This is a genomic window from Streptomyces sp. NPDC048600 (assembly GCF_055587025.1).
The window spans coordinates 58,387-81,958 of record NZ_JBVJGZ010000001.1 but is presented as its reverse complement, the minus strand read 5'-3'; the positions used below and the strand labels follow the sequence as shown (position 1 = coordinate 81,958).

14 protein-coding genes and 3 pseudogenes are annotated in these 23,572 nt (G+C 70.1%); 8 read left to right on the top strand and 9 right to left on the bottom strand.

Annotated elements, in window-relative coordinates:
- Positions 1 to 79: 79 nt before the first annotated feature.
- From ACZ6SQ_RS00285 to ACZ6SQ_RS00275, 3 genes and pseudogenes are all read left to right on the top strand, one after another.
- Entirely contained in the window at positions 80 to 4,960 is a 4,881-nt protein-coding gene (locus ACZ6SQ_RS00285) for an nSTAND1 domain-containing NTPase (protein ID WP_469554831.1), read from the top strand.
- Between the two features lie 337 nt (positions 4,961 to 5,297).
- Positions 5,298 to 5,759 (top strand): annotated as a pseudogene (locus ACZ6SQ_RS00280) (M23 family metallopeptidase); the annotation flags it as partial.
- 141 nt (positions 5,760 to 5,900) lie between these two features.
- Positions 5,901 to 6,368 (top strand): annotated as a pseudogene (locus ACZ6SQ_RS00275) (peptidoglycan-binding domain-containing protein); the annotation flags it as partial.
- Between the two features lie 341 nt (positions 6,369 to 6,709).
- On the opposite strand, the gene ACZ6SQ_RS00270 reads toward ACZ6SQ_RS00275, so the two are convergent.
- The 6 genes from ACZ6SQ_RS00270 to ACZ6SQ_RS00245 form a co-directional block, all read right to left on the bottom strand.
- On the bottom strand, positions 6,710 to 7,048 hold the full coding sequence (locus ACZ6SQ_RS00270; protein WP_469554828.1) for a hypothetical protein: 339 nt from the start codon (positions 7,046 to 7,048) through the stop codon (positions 6,710 to 6,712).
- 76 nt (positions 7,049 to 7,124) lie between these two features.
- Positions 7,125 to 7,946 carry a class I SAM-dependent methyltransferase gene (locus tag ACZ6SQ_RS00265; RefSeq protein ID WP_469554827.1) on the bottom strand — a complete coding sequence of 274 codons (822 nt, stop codon included), beginning with the start codon at positions 7,944 to 7,946 and terminating at the stop codon, positions 7,125 to 7,127.
- A gap of 93 nt (positions 7,947 to 8,039) precedes the next feature.
- A complete protein-coding gene (locus ACZ6SQ_RS00260; RefSeq protein ID WP_469554824.1) occupies positions 8,040 to 9,092 on the bottom strand; it encodes a uroporphyrinogen decarboxylase/cobalamine-independent methonine synthase family protein in 1,053 nt (350 codons plus the stop codon).
- Between the two features lie 625 nt (positions 9,093 to 9,717).
- Positions 9,718 to 9,975 carry a hypothetical protein gene (locus ACZ6SQ_RS00255; RefSeq protein ID WP_469554822.1) on the bottom strand — a complete coding sequence of 86 codons (258 nt, stop codon included), beginning with the start codon at positions 9,973 to 9,975 and terminating at the stop codon, positions 9,718 to 9,720.
- Between the two features lie 92 nt (positions 9,976 to 10,067).
- Positions 10,068 to 10,559 (bottom strand): SRPBCC family protein, encoded by a 492-nt coding sequence (locus ACZ6SQ_RS00250; RefSeq protein WP_469554820.1) that lies wholly within the window; start codon positions 10,557 to 10,559, stop codon positions 10,068 to 10,070.
- Between the two features lie 228 nt (positions 10,560 to 10,787).
- Positions 10,788 to 11,387, bottom strand: coding sequence for a TetR/AcrR family transcriptional regulator (locus ACZ6SQ_RS00245; protein WP_469554819.1), 600 nt, complete (start codon positions 11,385 to 11,387; stop codon positions 10,788 to 10,790).
- 99 nt (positions 11,388 to 11,486) lie between these two features.
- On the opposite strand from ACZ6SQ_RS00245, the gene ACZ6SQ_RS00240 reads away from it, so the two are divergent.
- Positions 11,487 to 12,344: a haloalkane dehalogenase gene (locus tag ACZ6SQ_RS00240; protein ID WP_469554816.1), complete on the top strand. Its 858-nt coding sequence runs from the start codon at positions 11,487 to 11,489 to the stop codon at positions 12,342 to 12,344.
- Between the two features lie 472 nt (positions 12,345 to 12,816).
- Here ACZ6SQ_RS00240 and ACZ6SQ_RS00235 read toward each other — a convergent pair whose 3' ends face one another.
- Both ACZ6SQ_RS00235 and ACZ6SQ_RS00230 read right to left on the bottom strand, forming a co-directional pair.
- Positions 12,817 to 13,191: a hypothetical protein gene (locus ACZ6SQ_RS00235; protein WP_469554814.1), complete on the bottom strand. Its 375-nt coding sequence runs from the start codon at positions 13,189 to 13,191 to the stop codon at positions 12,817 to 12,819.
- 226 nt (positions 13,192 to 13,417) lie between these two features.
- On the bottom strand, positions 13,418 to 13,966 hold the full coding sequence (locus ACZ6SQ_RS00230; protein ID WP_469554811.1) for a hypothetical protein: 549 nt from the start codon (positions 13,964 to 13,966) through the stop codon (positions 13,418 to 13,420).
- A gap of 224 nt (positions 13,967 to 14,190) precedes the next feature.
- Here ACZ6SQ_RS00230 and ACZ6SQ_RS00225 point away from each other — a divergent pair, with 224 nt between their 5' ends.
- The 4 genes from ACZ6SQ_RS00225 to ACZ6SQ_RS00210 all read left to right on the top strand — a co-directional run bounded on the left by ACZ6SQ_RS00225 (position 14,191) and on the right by ACZ6SQ_RS00210 (position 22,613).
- Positions 14,191 to 17,238: an AfsR/SARP family transcriptional regulator gene (locus ACZ6SQ_RS00225; RefSeq protein ID WP_469554810.1), complete on the top strand. Its 3,048-nt coding sequence runs from the start codon at positions 14,191 to 14,193 to the stop codon at positions 17,236 to 17,238.
- A gap of 170 nt (positions 17,239 to 17,408) precedes the next feature.
- Positions 17,409 to 18,266: a hypothetical protein gene (locus ACZ6SQ_RS00220; RefSeq protein ID WP_469554809.1), complete on the top strand. Its 858-nt coding sequence runs from the start codon at positions 17,409 to 17,411 to the stop codon at positions 18,264 to 18,266.
- 16 nt (positions 18,267 to 18,282) lie between these two features.
- The gene (locus tag ACZ6SQ_RS00215) at positions 18,283 to 20,469 is read left to right on the top strand and encodes a protein kinase domain-containing protein (protein WP_469554804.1); all 2,187 of its coding nucleotides are present in this window, start codon (positions 18,283 to 18,285) and stop codon (positions 20,467 to 20,469) included.
- Positions 20,466 to 22,613: an outer membrane protein assembly factor BamB family protein gene (locus ACZ6SQ_RS00210; protein ID WP_469554802.1), complete on the top strand. Its 2,148-nt coding sequence runs from the start codon at positions 20,466 to 20,468 to the stop codon at positions 22,611 to 22,613. The genes ACZ6SQ_RS00215 and ACZ6SQ_RS00210 overlap by 4 nt, the downstream gene beginning before the upstream one ends.
- Positions 22,614 to 23,090: 477 nt before the next feature.
- Here the strand turns inward: ACZ6SQ_RS00210 and ACZ6SQ_RS00205 are convergent.
- A pseudogene (locus ACZ6SQ_RS00205) lies at positions 23,091 to 23,558 on the bottom strand (transposase); the annotation flags it as partial.
- Positions 23,559 to 23,572: the final 14 nt, after the last annotated feature.

The window sequence follows — 23,572 nt, the reverse complement described above, 5'->3', positions numbered from 1 at the left end:
GGCGGGTTTGACTGGCTGTGGAACGAGATGACCGGCGCGGACATCTGGTACGAGTGGGACGCCGCCGTGCCGCCCGGTCATGGAGAGCTACGCCATCCAGCCGCCCGGCTCGTCCGATTGGGTCGAGTCGGCGCGGCGCAGCTACGGCTACGGCAGCCTCGGCCGCCTCACCGACGACATCATCACCAACCCCGACGAGACCACTCAGATCGCGTCCACCACGTACGCCTACGACCTCGACGACCGCCTGACCTGGAAGCAGACGAGCGGCACGGCCGGAGCGGGCGAGCCCGTCTACGGCTACGACCAGGCAGGCCGCCTGGAGTACCGGACCAAAGACGAGCAGACCACTCTCTACGAGTGGGACGAGGCCGGAAACCGGACCACGGCGGGTTCCGTGACGGCCACGTTCGACGAACGCAACCGCCTGCTGAACGACGGCACCTCCACCTACGCCTACACGGCACAGGGCACCCTCGCGGCGATCCAGAAGGGGACGGGCACCAGATCCCTCGCCTTCGACGCGTTCGAACGCAAGGTCACCGACGGGCAGGGGACGTACTCCTACGACTCACTCGACCGCGTGGCCGGAAACGGAACCGCGAACTTCCGCTACGGCGACGGCTCCAACAACCTCCTCGGCCACGGCACCACCGACTACAGACGCACCCCGGACGCCCGGGAGACCGCACCATGCGGCAGTCCGCTGATCCACGTCAGCGCGGCGTCATGCGTGGCTCGGGCGGGCAGACGCGGGTCTGCGTCGGAGGGGCTGGTGTACCTTCGGGCCGCCAGCGTTGATCCATGCAGCCTTGGGGGCGGCCGAGTGGAGTTGGGAATTCTGGGGGATCTGGCGGTCCGTCGCGAGGGCTTGCCGGTCGACATCGGATCGCCCAAGGTGCGTCTGCTGCTCGCGGTCCTGCTGAGCAGGCCCGACCGGCCCGTGCCTTCGGAGCTCCTGATGAGCGCACTGTGGGGCGAGCGACCGCCACGCTCGGCGCGTAAGAACCTGCAGCTCTACGTCCATCAACTGCGCAAATTCCTGGGCCCGGAGCGCATCGAACGGCAGGGCGACGGCTATCGCGTGGTGGCGGGTGATGCGCTGGACGCCACGCGGTTCGAACGGCTCGCCCTCCAGGCGGAGGAAGCCCTGCGACAGGGTGAGACAGCGAGCGCGCAGGAGTTGCACGGTGAGGCGCTGCGGTGCTGGAACGGGCCTGCGTTCGCGGAGTTCCTGGATACCGAAGCCGTCGCGACCCGGGCGGCCCGGCTGGAGGAGCTGCGTCTTGCCGTGCACGAGCGGTGGGCCGATTGCGGTCTGGCCCTCGGCAGGCATGCCGAGGTGGTCGTGGAGCTGACGGAGCTGCTGCCCCGGCATCCCTTTCGGGAGTCGCTCCGCGGCCAGCTCATGACGGCCCTGTATCGCTCGGGCAGGCAGGCCGAGGCGTTCGAGCTCTACAGGCGGACCCATGCGCTGTACGGGAGCGAACTGGGCGTCGAGCCCGGCCCGGGTCTGCAGCGCCTGCACCAGGCGATGCTCCGCGGCGACGAGGACCTCATGCCCTCTCCGGTCCCCGTCGCGGCACTGGTGCCGGTCGGGGCCAACCCCTACCGGGGTCTGCCGGCGTTCACCTCCTCGGATCACGACCGGTTCTTCGGCCGCGACCGGCTGTGCGGGCTGCTGTGGGAGCGCGTGGAACGCTTCCCCGTGGTCGTCGTGTTCGGCGCGTCGGGATCGGGGAAGACCTCGCTTCTGGCGGCGGGCCTGCTGGGCCGGATCCGGCGGGATACGACCACTCGGTGGCAGCCGGTCATGATGACGCCGACCGACCAGCCGGTGAAACAGCTCGCGGCCGCGCTCGCCGAGCACGACCGGCCCGCCGAGCAAGTGCTGCTGGTGGTCGATCAGTTCGAGGAACTGTTCACCATGTGCTCCGATCCCACGGCACGGGAGGAATTCATCGCCGGGCTGTTAGCGGCGTCCCATGCCGGAACGAAGGTCGTGCTCAGTGTCCGTGCGGACTTCTTCGTCCAGATGACCGGGCTCAGCGAGCTGGCGCCGGCGCTGATGAGCGAGGCGCAGTTGCTGGTCGGTCCGCCGTCGGCCGCGGAACTGAGAGAGCTGATCGTCCGGCCGGCGGATCTTGAGGGCTGCTCGGTCGACGCCGATCTGCTGGCCACCGTGGTGGCGGAGGCCTCCGGCGCTGCCGCCGCACTCCCGCTGGTGTCCCACGCGCTGCGGGAGACCTGGCGCAACCGGGCCGGACGCACCCTGACCCTCGCGGCGTACGAGGCAGGGGGCGGGATGCACGATGCGATCGCCCGGACCGCCGAGCACCTCTACGCCGAGCTCGAACCCGCCGAGCAGGACCTGGTGCGCCGGCTCATGCAGCGGTTGATCAGCCTGGACGAGGACGGGGTGCGGGACAGCCGGCGGCGGGTCCCGCAGACCGAACTCGACGGGATGGGACCGGCCGCGGCGATCGCGGATGTGGTCGACGAGCTGGTGGCGGCGCGCCTGGTGGTCGTGGACGAGGACCGGGTGGAGATCGCGCATGAGGCGCTCATCGTGGCATGGCCCAGGCTGCGGGCCTGGCTGAGCGAGGACCGTCGGCGGCTGGTCGTACGGCAGCGGCTCACCGCCGCGGCTCGGGTCTGGCAGCAGTCGGGGCGGGACGCCGGAGGGCTCTACCGGGGCTCGGGGCTGGCCGAGGCGCGCCCGCACCGCTCGGAGCTGAACCTTCTGGAGCGTGAGTTCCTCGACGCCAGCGAGGAGCTGGCCGAGTCCGAACTCGTTGCGGCGCGGCGCCGGGTCCGCCGGCTGAGGGTCCTTGCGGTGGTGCTGGCGGTGCTGCTGGCGGCGACCGTGACCGGGGGCGGTGCCGCCTGGCAGCAGCGGCAGGTGGCCCAGCGCGAGCACCTGACCGTCCTGGCCCATCAGGCCGCGCTCACGTCGCGCTCGCTGGTTGCCACCGACCCGGACGTCGCCCGGTCCCTCGCCCTGGCCGCCTATCGGCTGCATCCCGACGCCGACACCCTGGGCGCGGTGATCAGTACGTCGGCGTCCGCGCAGCCCAGAGTCGTACTCAACACGAACGGGCCCGCGTCGTTCGGCCTGGCCCTGTCCCCTCACGGCTCGTTGGTGGCCGCGGCCACCAGCGACGGCACCGTGGAGTTGTGGGATCCGAAACGGCGCAAGAGGCTCGCCTCCTTCACCGAGCATGTCGTCAAGCCGCTCCCCGAGGGGTTCTTCGCGCTGAGGGTGGCCTTCAACGCCGACGGTACCCGGCTGGCGTCCCTGGCCCGGTTGAACAATCCGCAGCAGCCGACCGCAGGCTCGGTCGTCGTGCGGGAGGTCCGGTCGGGGAAGGTGCTGTTCAAGCAGGTCGTGTCCGGCGACCTCAGCAACGGTCTGGCCTTCAGCGCCGACGGCACGGTCGTGGCGTACGGCACGGGCGAGGGCACACGGGTAGCCACGCTGGGCGGTGGCAAGGCCGTGTTCCTGCGCACCGGTATGCCCGCGGCACTCAGCCTGGCCGGCGATCAGCGCTCGCTGGCCGTTGCGCGTACCGATGGGACGGTGGCCGTCTGGGACATCGAATCCGGTCGCCGTCGCTTCGAGCTGAACACCGAAGGCGTCCAAGTGGCCCGGTTCGGCTCCACACCCGATGTCCTGGCCACGGCCTCCGAAAAACACGGCATCAGGTTCTGGCGACTGACCGGCCGCTCGGCCCGCCAGTTCGCCGACCTCCCGGTGCAAACAGCCTTCCCTTGGATGATCTCCGCGCCGGTCGGCGATCGGATCGCGATCGCCGACGAAGAGGGCATGATCTCGATCTGGGACTACCGGCGCCGCGAGCAGATCGCCCGCCACGCCGACCGCTACCGCTCGGAGACCATGGCTCTGGACCTGGCACCGGACGCGAGCACGGTGGTCTCGGGCGGCCTGGGACGCACCATCGTGGTGCGCCGGACGGCCCTTCCCTTCAGCGGTCACGGCGGCGCCGTGAACGACGTGGACGTCAGCCCCGACGGCCGGCTCGTCGCCTCCGCCGGCGACGACAGGTCCGTACGGATCTGGAATGCCTCCGGTGCCGCCGAACGGCTGCTGGGCGGACACTCCGACCACGTCAAGGCAGTCGCGTTCAACCCGGACGCCACAGTGCTGGCGGCCGTGACACGCGACCACACCCTGACTCTGTGGAACCCGTCGACCGGGCGGCGCTACACCACCATCGCCTTCACCGGTATGGGCACCGGCACGGACGTCGCCTTCAGCCCGGACGGCAGCACGGTCACCGTGATGTCCCTGGGAGGAACGTTCCGCTGGAAGGTCGGCGACCCGGCACACCCCCGTCCCCTGCCGGCGCCGCCCGGCCCGCGCACCTCGACCGCCATGGCCTACCCCGCCCGGGGCGGCATGCTCGTCGCGAGCACACCGGCCGGCGGCATCGCCCTGTGGAGCACCGCCGACGACCGGCTGGTGAAGGCCTTCCCGGCCACGCAGGGGTCCACGCAGGACATCGCGGCCGCTCCGGCGGGCGATCTGATCGCCACCGCCGGCTCGGACCACACGGTGCGCCTGTGGTCGACCCGGACAGGGAAGAGCAGGGGCACCCTGACCGGCCACACCGCAGCGGTCGGCACGCTCGCCTTCAGCAGGGACGGACGCCTCCTCGCCTCGGCAGGTGAGGATCACACCATCGTCGTCTGGGATGTACGAACCCACCGGCGCATCGCCACCCTCACCGGCCACTCGGCAGACGTGCAGGGCTTGGCGTTCACCCCGGACGGAACCCTGCTGTCCGCGGGAGCCGACCAGCGCATCATCCACTGGCCGCTGACCGCGACCGAAGCCATCCGGCGCATCTGCCGCGCCGCCGCCTCACCGCCCACCGCGGCGCAACTCGACCGCCACCTCCCCGGCCAGGACACCGGCGCGCTCTGCCCTCAGCCCTGACCCGGGCACGCCGTCGGCGCGGCGTGCCCCCCCCGGTGAGCGGTCCGTGGCTGACACCACCGCCCAGGGCGGCGGGTGACCTTCGGAAATACCCGGCCTATACCGGCGCAGGGCACGCTCAGCGCACCGGTCGCTCCCTCGTCGGCGAGCTCACGGTGAGGGCCGTACGTGGCTGCCCCCACCTCGGCCCTCATCGTGACCGCCATGTGGGCGACACACCGCGACCGAACGCGGCTGTCCCGCGGCGCCCAGCCACAGCGGAAGGGCACCTGCCGTCCCATCGCCGCCCGCACACCCCGCCCCGGACACGCATGAACTCGGCACCGAAGAAGGAGACATGTTGACATCCCACATCCGCACGCTCAGCCCAGGAGGGCTGCTCGTCAGACTGCTCGTGGCTGTTGCCGCCCTCGTCGTCCTGCCCTGGCAGGCCGCGCCGCCGGCCGCCGCGGCGGCCCCGCCGATCGCCTTCCAACTGCCCTTCACCTGCGGCCAGCAGTGGCGACTCGACTCCTGGGCACACGCACCCGCTCTCGACATGGTCCGCGAGCCCAATCAGGTCGGTACCGAAGGAGCACCGGTGCTGGCTCCGGCCTCCGGCACGGTCCGGCAGTCCTTCTACCACTCCAACGCCGGCAACGTGATCCAGATCAACCACGGGCAGCGCTACTTCACCACATACCTGCACCTGCAGACCCGTGACGTCAGCGTCGGCCAGACGGTGCAGCGCGGCCAGCTGATCGGCCGGGTCGGCAGGACGGGGCCCACCTCGAACAACCACCCGCACCTGCACTTCGAGCTCGCGTACGACGCCGACAACAACGGATCCGCCACCTGGGGCAACTCCACCTCCGAACGGATCCGCCCCTGGTTCAACGGCGTCGAGTACGGCCAGGCCAACGGCCGGACCTGGCGGAACGTCACCAGCAACAACTGCGGCGGCACACCAGCGCCCACCTGCAGCGGCATCAACCTCGACTTCACTGCGTACCCCCTCATCCAGCAGGGATCGACCGGCAGTCTGGTCAAGGCGGCGCAATGCCGGCTGATCGCCGCCGGACACAATCCGGGAGAACCGGACGGTGACTTCGGGCCCAACACCGCAACGGCGACGAAGGCCTTCCAGTCCGCCCGGGGCCTCACGGCCGACGGTGACATCGGCCCCAGGACCTGGACGGCCCTGCTGTCGTACGGCTCGACACCGGCGCTGCAGAACGGGGCGACCGGCGCGGACGTCAGCCGACTGCAGCGAGCACTGACCGCGGCACTCGGCCGCACCGTGGGCATCGACGGCGACTTCGGCCCCAACACCGAACAAGCCGTGCGCGACTACCAGACCACCCGCAGCCTCGGCGTCGACGGCGACGTCGGCCCGCAGACCTGGGCAGCCTTGCAGGCCGGACGCTGACCACCCTCGTGGGCGGGGAAGCACGGCAACTCCGCCCACGACCGGCGTCGGATCGGCCGCGAGGACATCCGGTGCTTGAGGCAATCGAGGCCGGCGTCGCGGTGGTCCTGGATCGTCCACCCGCAGTCTCAGCGCCTGTGCCAGTGCGGTCACCGTGTCCACAGACGGTAGGCCACCGCGCGGGGAGAGCGCCTTCGACACCGTTGCACGGCTCAGCTCAGCTCAGGGCGTGTCTCATAATTGATCTTGTGGTGTACCAGCCGCCGCACTGGTTCTCCGACGTATGAGCGCGGGTGGTCACCGTCAGCGGGACCTCATCGCCACCCCGGGCACCGCCCGCGTCAGCCTGCTGCGCCGCAGCGCTCGGTGTCGATCTCGGCGAGCGTGGCCTCGTTGTCGCGGGCCCCGTGGACCGTCGTGCCGTTCAGCTCGTGCCCCGCCGCCGCGAGAGTCTCGCCCGGTACGTCGAGGTCGAGGACGGACAGGTTCTCTCGCAGATGGGGAACTGAACGGGTCCCCGGAATGGCCACGACGTGCGCGCCCCGCGAGACGACCCAGGCCAGGGCCGGCTGCGGCAGGGTCAGGCCGACGCCGTCGACCGGGAAGGCGCGCAGCACCGTCCGGTCGACCGTGTCCTCGACGGCAAATCGCTCCTGGTCTCGGGGTTGTCCGCCACGCATGGACAGGGGGCTATTGACAACGTCCAGCTCGCAGCTCGGAAATGCCTCTGCCTGCCCGGCGGTTGTCCGGATCCGCTCACCCCGCCGGACGCTCCGCGGCGCGAACCGGCCGTCTGCCCTTCACCGCCCAGGCCCGTGCAGTGAACGCGATCGACCCGTCCGGGCGCCTGGGCACGGACCCGCCGAGCGTTTCACGCAACCGCTCCCGAGCGGCCGGGTCGAGGGCGCTGACATAGCCAGGAGCGGGTCCCTGTCCGGTCAGGAAGGGTTCCCAGAAGTCCGCGAACCCGGCGAAGACCATGGGCACCTCGATCGGGGCGACGGCCAGATCGATCAGCCCCGCCCGCGTCCACAGCGTACGCAGAGGATCCGGCCGGCAGAACGAGAAGCGCCGGCCCTCGTCCAGTTGGGCAGCCGACGGGTCCACCACGACCGCGGCGTCCCAGAAGTGCCGCAGAAACGCCATGCCCTCGGCGTAGTCCCACACATACGCCGCGATCAACCCACCCGGCCGCACCACCCGGACCCACTCGGCCACCGCCGCGCCCGGCACGGGAAGAAAGTTGAGCGCCAGTCCGCTGACGGCCGCGTCGAACGCCTCGTCGCGCATCGGCAGCGACTCCGCTCCGGCCACCACGAAGCTCGCCGTGGAGAGCGCTGAGGCGCGGGCCGAGGCGACGAACGCCTCGGACAGGTCCAGCCCCACCACGTTCCGCGGCCGGCATCGGGATTCCACAACGTGGGTCAACGCCCCGGTGCCGCATCCCGCATCCAGCCATCGTAGGTTCGCCTCGCAGTCGAGCCACGTCACGAACCCCTCCGCGATTAGACGGCTCCAGCGGCCCATGTACTGCTCGTAGGCATCGCCGGCCGCCCACACATCACGCTGGTCGTTCATGCCACAACGATCCCCGACGGGGTCCGCACGGACCGCGGACGGCACCCAGCTGATGGAGCTCGGATGGGACTCGCACGCTGTGCGCCGGGGCCGTCATGTTCCGCTCAGGAGTTCCGCGGCCTGCCCGGTGCCCTCGACGCGGGCGCGAATCTTGGCGAACGCCACCTGACGGCTGGTCGACTGGTCGTCGGCGAACGGCGCGAAGCCGGCGTCGTCACAGGTGCCGAGCTGGTCGACCGGGATGAAGCGCGCGGCGCGCAACACGCGGTCGCGGACCTCCTCCGCGGTCTCGACGCGCGGGTCGATCGGGTCGATGACGCCGACGAACACGCGGATGCCCGGTCGCAGCTGATCGGCGATGATCCGCAGGACGCGCTCCGGGTCCGCCTCGCCTGCCAGCTGCAGGTAGAAGTTGCCGGCAAGGAGCCGGAACAGCTGAGGGATCAGCTCCGCGTAGTCGATGTCGAGGCTGTGGGTGGAGTCCTGGTCCGCGCCCGGGCTGGTGTGGACGCCGATCCGGGCGCGCTCGGCGTCGCTGAAGCGCTCGAGGAGCCGGTTGTCGAGATCGATGAGGTCGTTCAGCACGCCGCCGCTGGGGTCGAGCTTGAGCGAGAGGCGGGCCTCCTCGATGTCCAGCTGGACGCGGTGCGCGCCGGCCTCGAGGCAGCCGCGGACCTCGTTCTCCGCCTCGCTCAGAAGGTCTTCGAGGTACGCCTCGCGCGAGTATCCGTCGATGCCCGGGGGCGGATAGAACAGGCTCAGCATGGACGGGGCGACCACGGCCTGCTTCACCGGGACCTTCGCGTGCTTGAGCGCGGTCCGCAGGTACTGCTCGGCGTTGGTGCGGTATCGCAGCGGGCCGGCAGTCAGGCGCGGAAACCGGCGCTGGTGTCCGTCCGCGTACCGGACGACGATGCCGTCCGGTGCCAGGCCGGTCTCTCCGGCGAGCGGGTACGTCCATGCGTCGGGCTTGGCCTGGTCGCCGTCCGTGACGACCTGCTCGCCTGCCGCCTCCAGCGACTCGATGGTCTCGCGCACGGCCTGGTCCACAGCCTCGGCCGGCAGGTCGCCGTCAGCGCTGGACAGGGCTGCGAGCAGCTCCGGGGAACGCGGGATGCTGCCGATCGGCTCAGAAGGAATACTCATGCCCGGACCGTAGAAGTCCGGTGACAGCCCGGTGCCGCGGACACCGGCCGACCGCGCCAAACCACCCTCACGAGCGAACTCCGTCAGCAGGGCTTGATCCAAAGCGACTGAGCACCGCTCCCCTCATCGCGGCCCGCAACCCGGTCGCCGACCCCGGCACCCGGCACCCCTGCTTCCCGCGGCGCCGTGCGCAGCCGCGCGACCCGCTGAAGCCGGACCGCAGGCGCCGGATTCTCTGGCCCGTCACTACAATCGCCCTGTCCAGGGAACAGGGTTGGGGGTCTGGGGCCTACTCGATCGGCGGAGGCCGTCCCGCGCGGTGAGGCACGGCCCGGACGCAACGTACGGCACACATCGCGAGATCATCGAAGGGGGCTGACGGCCCGGTCAACTCCGTACGATGGCAATGGACTTACTGATCGTTTCAGAATGAGTTCAGCTGTGGGTCTTGTGCTCAGTGATCTTGGTCGGCAGAGTGTTTCCCGGGGGGCGTGCTGATCTTGCTCCAGATGACCTTTGGGAGCGGGCGCACCGAGGCCTTTGGTGGCCCAGTCCTCCAGCATGGTGATTCAGCTGTCGCCGAGGTTGTCCAGCTTCCCGGCCAGAACGATCGATGCCGACGTGTTCATCGCCCGCCTGCCCTCTCGGATGCTGCTGCGGCGGGGAGTGCGGAGATCTCCCACCGGCCGGAGCGGGCCGTGAGGTCGAGGTCGTAGGACAGCGGCCAGCTCCCGGTGCTGTCACGGGCCTCGGCCGCCGCCTGGACGCGCACCCTCGTCCCGTCGGCAGGGACGTCTTCGGCGGCCGCGGTCTCCTCGGCGGCAGACCCCTGCCGGACGGTGACCGCGGTGTAAGGGGCGGGGGAGACCGGCGCGAGGCTCACGCCGGGGGCGAGGTAGCGGTCGTCTTGCTGTTCAGGGGTGGTGCGAAGACAGGTACGGCTACTGTCAGGGCCCCCTCCCCGCGGCAAAGATCTCAGGACGACGACAGCAGCTGCTCCAGCTTGTCGAGACTCTGGGTCCAGCCCTCCTCGTGAAGAGCTTGGCGCCTCTCGGTGGCGAAGTCACCCTGGCTGATGACCAACTCGGCCCGTGTACCGCCGATATCGCGAAGCGACAGCGTCACCACCGTCTCCCGATCCTCGGGATCGGGATCCTCCCACCGGAAGGTGTAGGACAGGCGTTCCAGAGGGGCGACCTCAACGAATTCCCCAACCAGGTAGAACAGATCGCCCTCCGGAGGCTGCATGGCGATCCGATACGCACCGCCTGGCCGAAGGTCGCTTTCCACACTTGGGATGGTGAACCCGTCAGGGCCCCACCACTTGGCCAGTTCCTGCGGTTCGGTCAACGCTCGGAATACGACCGAGCGCGGTGCGCGCAGGACACGCTGCAGATGCAGCCTCAGCCCGCCATCGTGTGTCATCGCGAACCTCCTCCGACCGAAGGCGCCGAGACTGACCAGCATGCTTATCGTAAGTATTCCGGCCGTAGACCGCGATCTCGCTGGCCAGGGGGCGGTGTGAGGGCAGGTGCGGCCACCGGTGATCATCGCGTGCTGTGTGGACAGACGAAGATCAAGAGCTGGCCGCGGGCCATAGCGTAGACCTGGCTCGCTGGCGGGACATGTTCGATGCCCTTATGGGCTGGTGCCGTTCGCCTTGCGGAGGGTGCGCTGACAGAGGGTGGGGCTTGCTCAGCTGTGAGTGTCAGAGCTGCCGCGCAGGTACGCGGCGAGAATCGCTCGTACTGCGAGGGGTTCACGGACTGTTGTTCGATAAAACACGAGCGAGTCGGTGAGTGCGATCAGCTCTTCGATTCTATCGTCCGACGCGGGCAGGCATGCTCCGGCGAGGGCCGTCGCTGTGACCTGCCGGGTGATGGTGTGCACTTCTGACTGAATCGTCAGTTTCGCTCGAAGGTATGACGCGTCGTCGAGTTCGAGGAGGAGGGCGTAGCGGGCTCTCATCTCGTCGCGTCTGGCCGCGAGTGTCTCGACCAGTCCCGCGACCAGCGCGGCGAGCTCATCGGGGTCGAGGCGGGGTTCTTGCTCGAGTCGTTCGTGCAATGCCTTGGCGAGAGCTTTGGCGTCTGTTGTCGATCTGGCGGTGAGCGCGTCCACGATGAGCTCGATGAGCGCGATGCGGGTTTTCGCGTGGTAGGAGGTCGAGCCCTGCGGTATGCGTGCTTCGCGGTCTACGGCTCGATGGGTCAGGGCACGCACGCCGTCGCGGGCGATGATGCGGATCGCGCAATCGGCGATCATTTCCCGCCGCTCACTGCTACTTGCAGACACGGTCCAATGCTACAGGTGTAGAGTTCGACGCGAGGCTCTACACCTGTAGTGACATGATGGTGGGTTGTCCGCCGATCCGACCGGGAGGACAGAGCAACGATGATCGATTTTGTGCCCGATCCGATCCTGTATCCGTTCAGGTCACGCTGGTTCGACTCGTCGGCAGGTCGGTTGCACTATGTCGACGAGGGCTCGGGTCCTCCGATCGTGTTCTGTCACGGTTCTCCGACCTGGAGCTTCCTTTATCGGCACCTCATCAAGGGGCTGCGGGATCGGTACCGCTGCATCGCTGTGGACTACCCCGGTTTCGGGCTGTCGGAGCGTCCTTCCGGTTTCGGCTACACCATCGCTGAACTCACGGCGGTCGTCGGTCAGCTGGTCGATCACCTGCAGCTCGACGGCTTTGTCGTAACGGGACAGGACTGGGGCGGTCCGATCGGGCTCGGCGCGGCCACCACGCGCGCGAATCGCGTAAGAGGAGTCGTTCTGGGGAACACCGCGTTCTGGCCGGTCGAACCGTTGGTGAATCGAGTGTTCAGTGTGGTTATGAGCAGCCGGCCGATGCAGCGCCGGATCCTTGAACAGAACCTGCTCGTGGAGCGGTTCCTGCTCGGCAAGGCCGGTCCCGCACTGACTGCTGCCCAGGCAGATCACTATCGACTGGTCCAACCCACCGCAGAAGCCCGATGTGGCCTCGCGGTCATGCCTGGTCAGATCCGCGCGGCTCGGCCGCTGTTGGAGAAGCTCGCCGAATACGTGCCGGCAATCCTCGGTGACAAGCCGACTCTGGCAGTGTGGGGCATGCGGGACATGGTGTTCCGGCCGAAGGCGTGCCTGCCACAAATCCGCGCCGCGTTCACCGACCTCGAGATCGTCGAGCTACATGAGGCTGGACACTTCGTTCAGGAGGACGCAGCCGAGCAGATCACGGCAGCGATCATTGAGCGATTCGCCTGAATCGATGCGGTGATCGGGTCTCCGGCCAGGCTCCATCCGGCCGGGGCCGCGGAAACGGGCCCCGGCAGCCGGACAGACCAAGGCGAAGACAGTCCAGCAGGACATCAACTCACGGAGCGCTCTCTCAACATCGTCGACGTTCCCCACTTCCAGGAGAGGGTCAGGTTGGGCGAGCTGGCGGTGGTGTCCCGGGTGACCGCTGTCCAGGGTCCCGCCGGAACCATTGCACCCCGCGCGCACTGTACGGCGAGTACCCTGTGCACTCCGCCGAGAAGGCCATGGTGGTCCTCTCGTGCTGCGCACGCTCGACGGACACGGCGACACGCACCAGGGCACCCACGAACACTAGACCACCACGGGTGCTGTGCGTGGGTGGAGGAACACCCCTGGAGCTGTACGCACTCACCGGCCGCCCCGAGCCAGCCGCGGCGACGCAGACCGGGGACGTCGCGGGCAGGCGGGGCCGGGGAGCTCATTCTGGACTGGCGTGGGTTTCTGCTGCCCTCGGTTGAGGGGACGGACACTGTGAGGGCAGCTCAGCACGCCGGACGAGCAGCCCGGCCATCGCCGCACAGATCAGTGCGAAGGCCAGAGAGCCGATAGCGGACTCCTCGTGGACGACATGCTCGGCGGTGGCCACGCTGAACACACCGGCCGCCGCCCCGAACTCAATCGTCAGCACCCGGCCCGCCAGGCCGGCAGGCAAGACCGCCCCTGTCGCGAGCACGGCACCCACCAGGGCATCGGGGACGACGAAGGCGCTGTCCACACCACGCACAAGCGAATTGAGCAGGGTCCCCAGGCTGATGAAAGCGGCTGCACATCGACTGGCGGTCAGGGCACGCACGATCCGTCTCCTCAGGAGAGGGGGGAGGGCTTGCAATGTCTGCAACCGTCCTGACCTCCGCACAGGGTCAGTGGGGTCGGTCCGCGCGACGCGTGGCCGCCGAGCGGGGCGGGATCGTGCAAACACGATCGCGCACGCGGCCGAGGCTGTCCGCCACGGCGTCGCGCGGGCTCGTGTCGAAGAATTGCCCGAACAGGCTCTTCAGCCGCCCCAACGGCTGGAACAATCAGGTCGCCATGCGTTCGCCTGACGGCTCGGCAATCACGATCTGGATGTGCGGTGGGGCGTACTTGCGTGCCTTGCCGACCATTTTCGCCAGGTCGAACTTGGAACGCGGGACGGGCACATGGACCGGTGCGGGCATGTCGGCGCGCTGGGACGGGACGTTCATTCCCGTCGGCAACGTCGCACCGGGGCGCAGCCTCGCACCGATCAGCGTGTGCGGACCGTCCGGCGGTGTGGCCACGACGAACTGCGTGACGTCGGCCCACGGCAGCTGCGTGTCGCCGAACCGGACGCCGACGGCATCGAACTGGAACGCAGTGCGTCGCTTCTCGAACCAGGAGACGATGAAGGGAGTTGCCGCGACGATGACCACACCGCCCTTCATGTCGAGTGCCCAGCCGAGCAGTACGGCAAGTGCCACGACGCCCACGATCGCCCCCCACAGGGCCGCCTGGTCCTTGGGCGAGAAGGGGTGGGTGACTCGGTAGCGTTCCCATCGTCCGGCGCGGCGGGTGAGCCCTGCGGCAGGCGCGCGGTTGGTGTGAGACATTGCGGAATTTCCTCTTCCCGTGACGTGCCGGCCGGTCGACTGCAGGCCCGCGTGGCGGATATCACGCCGCCGGGTCGCTCGCTCCGCGTCGGGTTCGGCGGCAGCACCCGACGCAACCGGGCAGACTCTTCCGCGAGGCGCTGCAAGGCCGATGAAATCCTCGTGAACCAGGGTTTCGAGAGACCGGGCAGGCACGGGTTGTACGGGGACACGGGGGCTTGGCCATGGGCATGGATTCCGAGGAATCCGGCGAGAGCGTGACCGACGGAAGCGGGGACCTGCGGATCGACCTGCTCGGGCCGGTCCGGGCCCGCCGCGGTGATGCGCCGCTCGCGCTCGGCCCGGTGCGACGGCAGGCGGTTCTCGCCGCTCTGATCCTGCGTGCGCCGGGCTTCGTGACGTACGAGCAACTCCTCGCCGACGTCTGGGGGGACGATCTCCCGGCCACGGGCCACCGGGTCCTGCCGAGCTACACCTACGCACTGCGCAAGGCGCTCGACGGAGCACCTGCCGGCAAACCCCGCCGGTCGGTGATCCACAGTGGGCGCGGCGGCTACCGGTTCGCACCCGACGGAGCGCGGACCGACCTCGCTGATCTCGCCGCGGAAATCTCCCGCGCCCAGCGGGCGAAGGCCTCCGCCGATCTCGACTCCGCACTGGAGCACGGCAGCCGGGCCCTGGAGATGTTCCGTGGAGAACCGCTGCCGGGTCTTCCCGGTCCCCTCGCCGACAGCGAGCGAGAACGCCTCGCCCGGCAGCGGCGCATGCTGCACCAGGACCGGGTTGAGTGCTTGATGCTGCTCGGCCGCTACCCACAAGCGCTGGACGAACTCATGGCCGCGCCCCTGTTCCAGCCTCACGACGAGCCGCTCGCCGCGCTGCGGATGCGGGCCCTGTACGGCAGCGGCCGACAGGCTGAGGCGCTGGCCGTCCACCAGGACATGCGCCGGCGCCTGCGCGACGACCTGGGTGTGGAGCCCGGCGAGGAACTGCGCACTGTGCATCAGGCCGTACTGCGCCGGGACGACCGTCTCCTCCTCGGCCGGCCGGCACAGCAGCGGGCGGCCGACGTCCCCGCCGCTCCCAAGGGCGGTCGGCCCGAGGAATCGGCTCCCGCGCCTCGTCTCTCCAACAAGTCCGGTCACACCGGCGCCCCCCGCCCCCGCCGCAACGACCTCCCGGGCGACAGCGCCTGCCTGGTCGGCCGCGAGCGGGAACTCGCCCTGCTCACCGCCCCCATGGCCCCAGGGGCCGTGTCCGTGGTCACGGTCGACGGCACGGCGGGGGTCGGCAAGACCGCCCTGGTGGTACGCGCCGCCTGGACGCTCGCCGATGCCTACCCCGACGGTTGCCTGTACGTGGACCTCCACACGCACAGCGCCCTCCACGAAGGCGGCGACACGCGGCGCGCACTGCGCCGCCTGCTGCGTGCGGTCCACGACGGCGGTGACGAAGTGCCTGACGACCTGGACGACCTGGGGGAACTGGTCACGGCCTGGCGCGCGGCGACGAGCGCACTACGGCTGCTGCTCGTCGTCGACGACGCCCGCAGCTCCGAGCAGGTACGCCCGCTCCTGCCCGCCGGCCCGGGGAGCCGGGTCCTGGTGGCGGGCCGACAGCGGCTGGCCGGCCTCGACACCGATCTACGGCTCACCGTGGAGCCGTTGGGCGCTGGCGAGGCGGTCGGACTGCTCCGCGAACTCCTCGGGAAGTCCCGTGCGGACCGCGAACCCCAGGCGGCTCTCGAACTCGCCCGGCGGTGCGGCGGACTTCCCCTGGCGCTGCGCATCGCGGGCGCCCGGCTCCAGAATCGCCCGTCCTGGACGCTCGCCTTTCTCGCCGGCCGGATGTCGGACGGCTCGCGCAGCCTCGGCGAACTGCGGGCCGAGGACCGTAGCGTGGAGGCCGCCTTCCGACTGTCGTACGACCAGCTCACCTCCGAACTGCGCCGCGCCTTCCGTGCCTTGGGCGTGGTTCCGACGGCCCGCTTCGACGAGCTCACCCTTGCCGCCGTGCTGGGTGGTTCCCCTGAGGACGCCGGGGATCTTCTGGAGGACCTGGTCGACGCGAGTCTGCTGCAGCAGCCGCATCCGGGTCGCTACCGGCTGCACGACCTCGTACGGGCACACGCGTGGCGCCTCGCCACCGAGGCGCCCGAGCAGGCCGCCGCCGACCGCGCCGCCGTACTGAGTCTCTACACAGTCGCGGGCCGCATCGCCGGCGACCAGGGTCCCGACGCCTTCCCTACCGGCCCCGACGTCCCCTGCCTCCCCTTCCGTGATGGGCGGGAGGCCTCGGCATGGCTGACTGCGGCGGGCGGAGAACTGATCGACGTGGTCGCTCACGCGGCCGCCGCCGGCGAGTTCGACCACGCCTGCTGGATCGCCGAGGCCCTGATCGACCATCTGGTCCACCAGGGCCAGTACCACGAGTGCCGGGCAGCACTGGAGATCGCGCTGCCCTGCGCGGACCTGGCCACCGACCGGCGGATGCCCTCCGCGCTGCGCAACTGCATGGGAATGATCGACCTCTACCAGGGCCGGCTCCAGCAAGCGCACACCTGGTTCACCGAAGCGGTGCAGCACGGCTGCGGCCCTGACGATCTGCGGGAACGGGCCCGGGCGAGCGCCGGCATGGGCGTCGCCGAGTGGATGCTGGGCCGCATCGAGGACGCGATCGCTCATCTGAACGAGGCGGTGGAGCTGGCAGACCGGCTCGGCGACGACTGGCTGACCGGGATAGCGGTCTGCAGTCTCGGCGCGATCCACTCCCAGCAAGGGCGGCACGAGCAGGCATTCGAGCTCAACGCGACCGCCCTGACCATCGCCGAGAAAAACGGCCGGCCCAGGGCGATCAGCAACACACTGTGCTTCTCCGCCGACACCCACCTGGCCGCCGGCCGGTACCCGGAGGCCAAGGACCTGCTGCGGCGGGCGGCGGAACTGGCGAGCGAGGCCGAGGACCTGCCACTGCGCGCCGCGAGCCTCTCGCGCCTCGCGACCGTGGAACACATCCAGGGCAGCCATCACGCCGCGGTGGACGCCCACCACCAGGCGCTCGCCACGCTCACCCAGCACACCAGCGCGGGGCTGGAGATGGCGGTCCGCATCCGCCTTGGCAGCACTTACGCGGCGGCGGGTCTCAGTGCGGAGGCCCGGCAGGAATTCCAGACCGCCCTTTCCCTGCCCGGAGCCGGTGACCATCCACGACAGGTCGAAGAGGCACGCGACGGGCTCAGCGGCATCGGCTTCCCGCCGGAGGAAGGTATCTGAGGCAGCTTTCACCTCGGTTCACACCGCGGCCGGCCCCGGAGAGTTCGGCCGGTTCCTCGCTTCAGCGGGATTTCATCGGCTTTGCATCGCCTCGCGAAAGAGTTCGGCGCGCGGGGCGGGTCCGAGCCGGCCCCGTGGACGTGAACCGAACGAGGAGAGAGGGCTGTCACGTGAGTGAGACCCCGCAGGTGGATCCCCGGCAGGCTTTCGGCGAGAGCCGTCCCACCCAGCCGCTCGGGCAGGCCACACCGGCCTGGGGGCCCGCGGCACAGGGCTCGGGTCAGATGCCGCCTCCGATGCCGGGTCAGGCCCCTCACCCGGTCTCGCCCTGGTCCCAGCCGGTTCCGGCGGGCGGACCGGGTGAGGCTCCCCGCGGCAGCGGTTCGCGGAAGTGGCTGATCGCTGGCGCCGCGGCTCTGGCCGTGGCCGTGGTCGCGGGCGTGACCATCGCCACGTCAGGCGGCGACGACAACGACGCCGCCACAGGCAGACCACCGGGCGTCCCGGGCGGCGCCGCCGAGCCGGAGGAGCCGGGCAAGGCGTTCACCAAGGTGCCCGAGGGATGCGAGCTGATCAAGGCGTCCACCATCGAGAAGATCGCACCCGGAACCGAGTGCACGCCCGGCCTGATGGACGACAAGGATCTGGCGACGATGATCACCAGGTCACCGAGGTGGGAGAGCCAGGGCTATGACAGTCCGTTTCTGAGTCTGGACGCGCACGTCGTGGTCATGCCCGCGGCGAGCGAGATGTACGCCACGTACAAGAAGACAGCCCTCAAGGACCGGGGGGAGCTGTACAAGGTGATGGACTCGCGGCCTGTCAGCGGGCTGGGCGAGGAGGCCTTCATGGTCTACGGCGGAGACACGGACGGGGGCCTCGCCTCGGCCAAGGCCATCGTCCGCGAGGGCAACGCCACGGTCACCGCGGATTACACCTTCAGCCGGAAGGACTCCACCACGACCCAGCAGCAGGCCGAGGAGGCCGCCATCGCCGCCGCCCGTGACATTCTCGGCTCCCTGAGCTGACTGCCGCGGCAACGACGTGCACACATCCACCCAGCCGCACAGCCAGGCCCCCCAGCAGCAGAGTTCTGCCCGTATCGGCCCCTACGAGGTCTTCCACCTCCTGGGCGAAGGCGGCATGGGAAGGGTCTTCCTGGCCAGGTCACCGGGATCGCGCCTGGTGGCCCTGAAGGTGATCCGGCCCGAGTACGCCGAGACTCCGAACTTCCGTGGGCGTTTCCGGCGCGAGGCCGACTCCGCCCGCAGGGTCAGCGGGTTCTTCACCCCGCCGGTCCTCGACGCGGACGCCGACGCCCCGCAGCCCTGGCTGGCCACGGCCTACGTCGCCGCGCCCTCGCTGCACGAGGTCGTGCGCAGCTTCGGTGTACTGCCCGAGGCGGCCCTGCGGACCCTCGGTACGGGCCTTGCGGAGGCGTTGCTGGCCATTCATGCCGCCGGGATCGTGCACCGCGACCTCAAGCCCGGCAATGTACTCGTCGCCGAGGACGGGCCCCGGGTCATCGACTTCGGCATCAGCAGGGCGGTGGACGCGACCCAGGTGACCCGGACGGGGACGGTGATGGGAACGCCGGGGTTCATGGCGCCCGAGCAGATCGTGTCGAGCCGCGAGGCCGGACCGGCGGCCGACATCTTCTCCCTGGGCTGTGTCCTGACCTTCGCGGCCACCGGCCGGGGCCCGTTCGGCGCCGGAGGCACGGCCGAGATCCTCTACCGGGCCGTCCATCACCGACCTCAACTGGACGGCGTGCCGACGGCGTTGAACCCGCTGATCGGAGCATGCCTGGACAAGGACCCCGCCCGCAGGCCGCCCGCCGAGTCGGTGCTGGCCGCGCTCGGTGCCGCCGACCCGGCCGCGCTGCTGACCGCGGGCCTGCGGCAGGACCTCGCGCGGCGGGCGGCACACGCCGCCGTCCTGGTGGCCGCACCACCCATGCCCGCCACGCCCCTCACCTCGCCCGGCACGGCCGTACCGAAGGGGCCGAGCCGCCGCAGATTCCTGTGGATCACCGCGGCCGGGACCGGCGTCGCCGCGGCCGCAGGAGCCGCGGCGCTGATCGCAGGGCGGTCGCAGCCCGGCAAGGACCAGGTGCGGTCCGGCGTCGGCACGGGCGCCACGGCCCGGCCCGGGCCCACGGTTCCAGCGGGCCCGAAGCCACGGTGGTCGACCACGCTGAAGAAGTCGGAGAACGGACAGCTGCGTCTTGTCGGCGACACTCTGGTGCACTGGGACACGGCCGACGCGACCGCCTATGACACCGCGACCGGGAAGGAACGCTGGACGGGTTCGCTCCGTCCGCCCTCCGGCATCGTGGGCGATCCGAAGTGGATCGGCGTTCAGGGATCCATGCTGTTCGCCGAAGGCTGGACCGGTGAGCACGGCTACCTGTTCGGTGTCGACGCCACAGGCAGGCAGAAGTTCTCCTACGCGGTCACCAGGTACGGCACCGACGGCCGCGACGCCGACTTCGTGTGCAAGGTCCTGTGCGTCGCCGGGCCGGTCGCCGTCCTCGGCACCGGCGGCGACGCCGGCTACGGGGTGCGCGCGGCCGATCTCACCTCGGGCGAGGTGCTGTGGTCGCGCACGGTCCGCGGCAGCGATTTCCAGGCCCACACCGACGGTCGCCTCTGCTACCTGCAGGACAACGGCACGCTCAGGGGACTCGGCCTGCGTACCGGCACCGAGCGGTGGAAGGTGCGGGACGTCGTCGAACCCGGTGCCTATCCGCAGCTGGCCACCGACGGGACGGCGCTGCTCGTCGTCAGCGTCAAGGTGCAGGCGTTCAGCGCCTCCGGCGGCGGGAAGCTGTGGACCGCCGTCAACGAGACGACCAATATCAGCCCGGCCACGGTCCGCGGCGAGCGGGCCTACGTCCACGACCCGCAGGACACCGTCTTCGCCCTGGACATGCGCAGCGGCGAGCAGGTGTGGCACAGCGCGAGTCCGCTGAATCTGTCCCCTGCCGGCGGCGCGGGAGACCAGGGCCCCACCGTCTCCCCGTCCGTGGTGGCCGTCGCCACGTACGCCACGGGTGAGGTCCCGGGGTTCGTCGTCCTGCGCGCCTCCGACGGCGAGCTGCTCTGGGCGCACCAGCCCTCCGGCAGTGAAGCCGGAGGCAGGAACACCTGGCAGCTGCAGACCTCCGGCGACACCCTCTTCGCCGCGTCCGAGACCACCCTCCACGCATTCCGGAGCGAGACCCCTTGACCACGCCGCCCACTACGCCGCCCCAGCAGACTGCCGCCGCCCCCACATACATAGGGCCGTACCGGGTGATCCGGGAACTCGGCGCGGGCGGCATGGGCCGCGTCCACCTCGCCACGTCACGCAGCGGCCGTGCGGTGGCCGTCAAGGTGGTGCGTGCCGAACTGGCCGCCGACCCGGACTTCCGTCGGCGCTTCAGGGCCGAGGTGGACGCCGCCCGCGCGGTCTCCGGCGCCTTCACCGCACCGGTCGTCGATGCCGACCCCGAAGGGCCGCAGCCCTGGCTGGCCACCGCCTACATCCCGGGTCCCTCGCTCGCCGACGCCCTGGAGGCCCATGGGCCCATGCCAGAGGCCACCTTGCGGGTGCTCGGCGGCGGCCTGGCCGAGGCGCTGGCCGCGATCCACCGCGCGGGGCTCATCCACCGCGACCTCAAGCCGTCCAACATCCTGCTCACCCTCGACGGCCCCCGAGTGATCGACTTCGGCATCAGCCGGGCCGTCGACGGCACCGTACTCACCGCCGAGGGCCAGGTCGCCGGCTCACCCGGTTTTATGTCGCCCGAGCAATCACGCGGAGCCGAACTCACCTCTGCCAGCGACGTGTTCGCCTTCGGCGCCGTGCTCGCCCTCGCCGCCACCGGCATCCCGCCCTTCGGCACCGGCGCGGTCCACGCCCTGCTCTACCGGGCCGCCTACGAGGAGCCGCAGCTGAACGGCGTCCCGCACGGCGTGCTCGGCATCGTGGCCGCGTGCCTCGACAAGGACCCCGCCCGGCGTCCCACCGTCGGTCACCTGCAGTCCTGGCTGCGCCCGGAGACCACAGCGGGCTGGCTCGGCGCCGTCGGACTGCGGGTGACCGAGGACGAGCGCACCCTGCAGAATGTCGTGCGTTCCCCGCTGCTCGGCCGCCGCCGGTTGCTCATCGGCGGCGGGGTGCTCGCCGTGGCCGCGGCGGCCGGCGGCGCCTGGTTCCTCCGACCGGGCGACGAAGGCACCGGTCCCACCCCCGAACTCGACTGGGCCCGCGACCTTCCCCGGCCGGGCATGTCCCTGACCGCGGTGACCCGGTCGACGCTGCTGTGCACCCAGCAGACTTCGGGGGCCTGCCTCGACCGGGCCACCGGCAAGCTCCTGTGGAAGGACCTCGACGGTCAGAACACCGACGCCCTCGCCGACGACAGGCACGTCTACACGGTACGCACCGACGGAAAAGTGCACGCGTTCGACGGCCGGTCCGGACAGAAAGTATGGGACTCGGCACCGGGCGGGGACAGCGCGCCCCGGCTGGAGTTCGCGGACGGAGAGCTGGTTGCGGCGATGAGTGACGGTGGACGTATCCACGGCCTGGAGGCGTCGAGCGGAGAAGTACGCTGGACGACGTCCGACGTGAAGGAGGGCCTCGCAGTCGTCGGCACCACCCGGGCCGGCACCCTGATCGCCTGGGGCAGCCCTTCCAGGACGAACCCGGCTGCCATGCTCAGGGGATACACCGCTCTCGACCCGGAGTCGGGCGGGCGCGTATGGGACAAGGACCTTGTCGCCCTCTACTCGCCGGACAGGAACAAGGTTCTCTACGGCATCGACGCCGGCATGAACCTGCTCGCGCTCGACCCCGGCGACGGCCGGACGCTCTGGAGCGAACCCACGAAACTCCCGCCGACGAACAGTGAGATTCTCATGTTCGACAGGTCTTTCAGCCTGGTCGAGGGAACCCTGCTCTGCTACCCGGGCACCGGCGCCAACGGCTCGGCCCGCGGGCTGCTCACGGCTTTCGACCCGGAGTCGGGCAAGACCTTGTGGAGCGTGCGGACCGCCGCCCGCGGCAACCGCGGCTACGCCCGCTCCGGCGCCACCGTCTGCTACCTGGACGAGAAGGTCCTGCACGGGATCGACGCCGAGACCGGCACGGAACGCTGGAGGGCAGGGTCGGGCCTCGGCGACCCGGTGTTCCTGGGCACCCTGGGCGGACTCTTTCTCGCCGCGGGGCGGAAGGGTCTGTACGCCTTCCATACCGAGACCGGCGAGCAGGTCTGGCACTATCAGGCCGTCGGCGGCTCCGGTTCCTGGTCGACGCAAACTGCGGGTGATCACCTTTATGCCACCTGGTCCGGCAAAATCTTCTGCTTCTCGCTGCCCAAACTCTGACGTCCCCGACCGTGCTCATGGCCCGCCCTGGCCGGCCGGCGCGCCGACCAGGTCCAGGCTGGGAGTGCCGCGGGGTGGGGGGGCGACAGCTGCGTCAGGGGCCGGAGGTCGGCAGTGCACGGCTTCGACGACGACCGTGCAGTCGGCATCATGGTCCGGTTCAACGGGACACGACTGCGGATCGTCCGGGCCTGCTTGGGCGGGATTTCCGCCGCCAGGACAGGCGCTGGCCTGGCGGCACTCCTCGTCGCCGCGATGGCGAGGCCCTTTGCCGAGGCCGAGGCATTCTCGCGGATAGCGGCGAGTTCGGGCATGAGATCGGCACTGGCCGTGCCCCGGCAAAGTCCAGCGGTCGCGCACCCCTCGCACCCCGCGCAGGACCGCTCTGACATCTCTGATTCCGGAGTCCCTCAGAGTGAAGAACTGGGGGACCTCTCAATCTGGTCTGCCTGTTACCGGTAGTTCGTCAAGTCCGTCCTATGTGGTGTGGCGCAGAAGCCGTTTGTAGCAGCAGAGGGCGGCGGCGAGACCGAGAAAGGCCAGGTAGTTGCGGGGATCGCGCTTGTAGCGGCGGCTGAGTCGGCGGTAGCCGGCAGCCACGACATGGTGCGTTCGATGACCCAGTGGCGGCGGCCCAATCGTTCGCTGGACTCGATTCCTTTGCGGGGCGATCCGTATACCGATGCGTTTGCCGCGTAACCATTTCCGCAGGTCGGCGCGGTCGTAGGCCTTCTCCGCGTGCAGGCGCTGGGGCTTGAATTACCGTCCGCGGTGGGGGTCGTGTCTCGTTTGGTGACCCTCGATCACGGGCTTGAGCCCATCGCTGTCGCGAGTGTTGCCGGCCGAGACGCCGACGAAGAGGGGCAGTCCGTTCGTGTCCGACAGGATGTGCATCTTGGAACCCGGCCTGCCGCGGTCCACGAAGCTCGGACCTGTGTGTTCGCCCCGTTACCTTGCGG

Bases quoted from the DNA above. Each gene is read 5' to 3' on its own strand.
- ACZ6SQ_RS00285 (WP_469554831.1), top strand. From the start codon at position 80: ATGGAGAGCTACGCCATCCAGCCGCCCGGCTCGTCCGATTGGGTCGAG.
- ACZ6SQ_RS00270 (WP_469554828.1), bottom strand. From the start codon at position 7,048: ATGCGTGGCGGACAACCCCGAGACCAGGAGCGATTTGCCGTCGAGGAC.
- ACZ6SQ_RS00265 (WP_469554827.1), bottom strand. From the start codon at position 7,946: ATGAACGACCAGCGTGATGTGTGGGCGGCCGGCGATGCCTACGAGCAG.
- ACZ6SQ_RS00260 (WP_469554824.1), bottom strand. From the start codon at position 9,092: ATGAGTATTCCTTCTGAGCCGATCGGCAGCATCCCGCGTTCCCCGGAG.
- ACZ6SQ_RS00250 (WP_469554820.1), bottom strand. From the start codon at position 10,559: ATGCTGGTCAGTCTCGGCGCCTTCGGTCGGAGGAGGTTCGCGATGACA.
- ACZ6SQ_RS00240 (WP_469554816.1), top strand. From the start codon at position 11,487: ATGATCGATTTTGTGCCCGATCCGATCCTGTATCCGTTCAGGTCACGC.
- ACZ6SQ_RS00230 (WP_469554811.1), bottom strand. From the start codon at position 13,966: ATGTCTCACACCAACCGCGCGCCTGCCGCAGGGCTCACCCGCCGCGCC.
- ACZ6SQ_RS00225 (WP_469554810.1), top strand. From the start codon at position 14,191: ATGGGCATGGATTCCGAGGAATCCGGCGAGAGCGTGACCGACGGAAGC.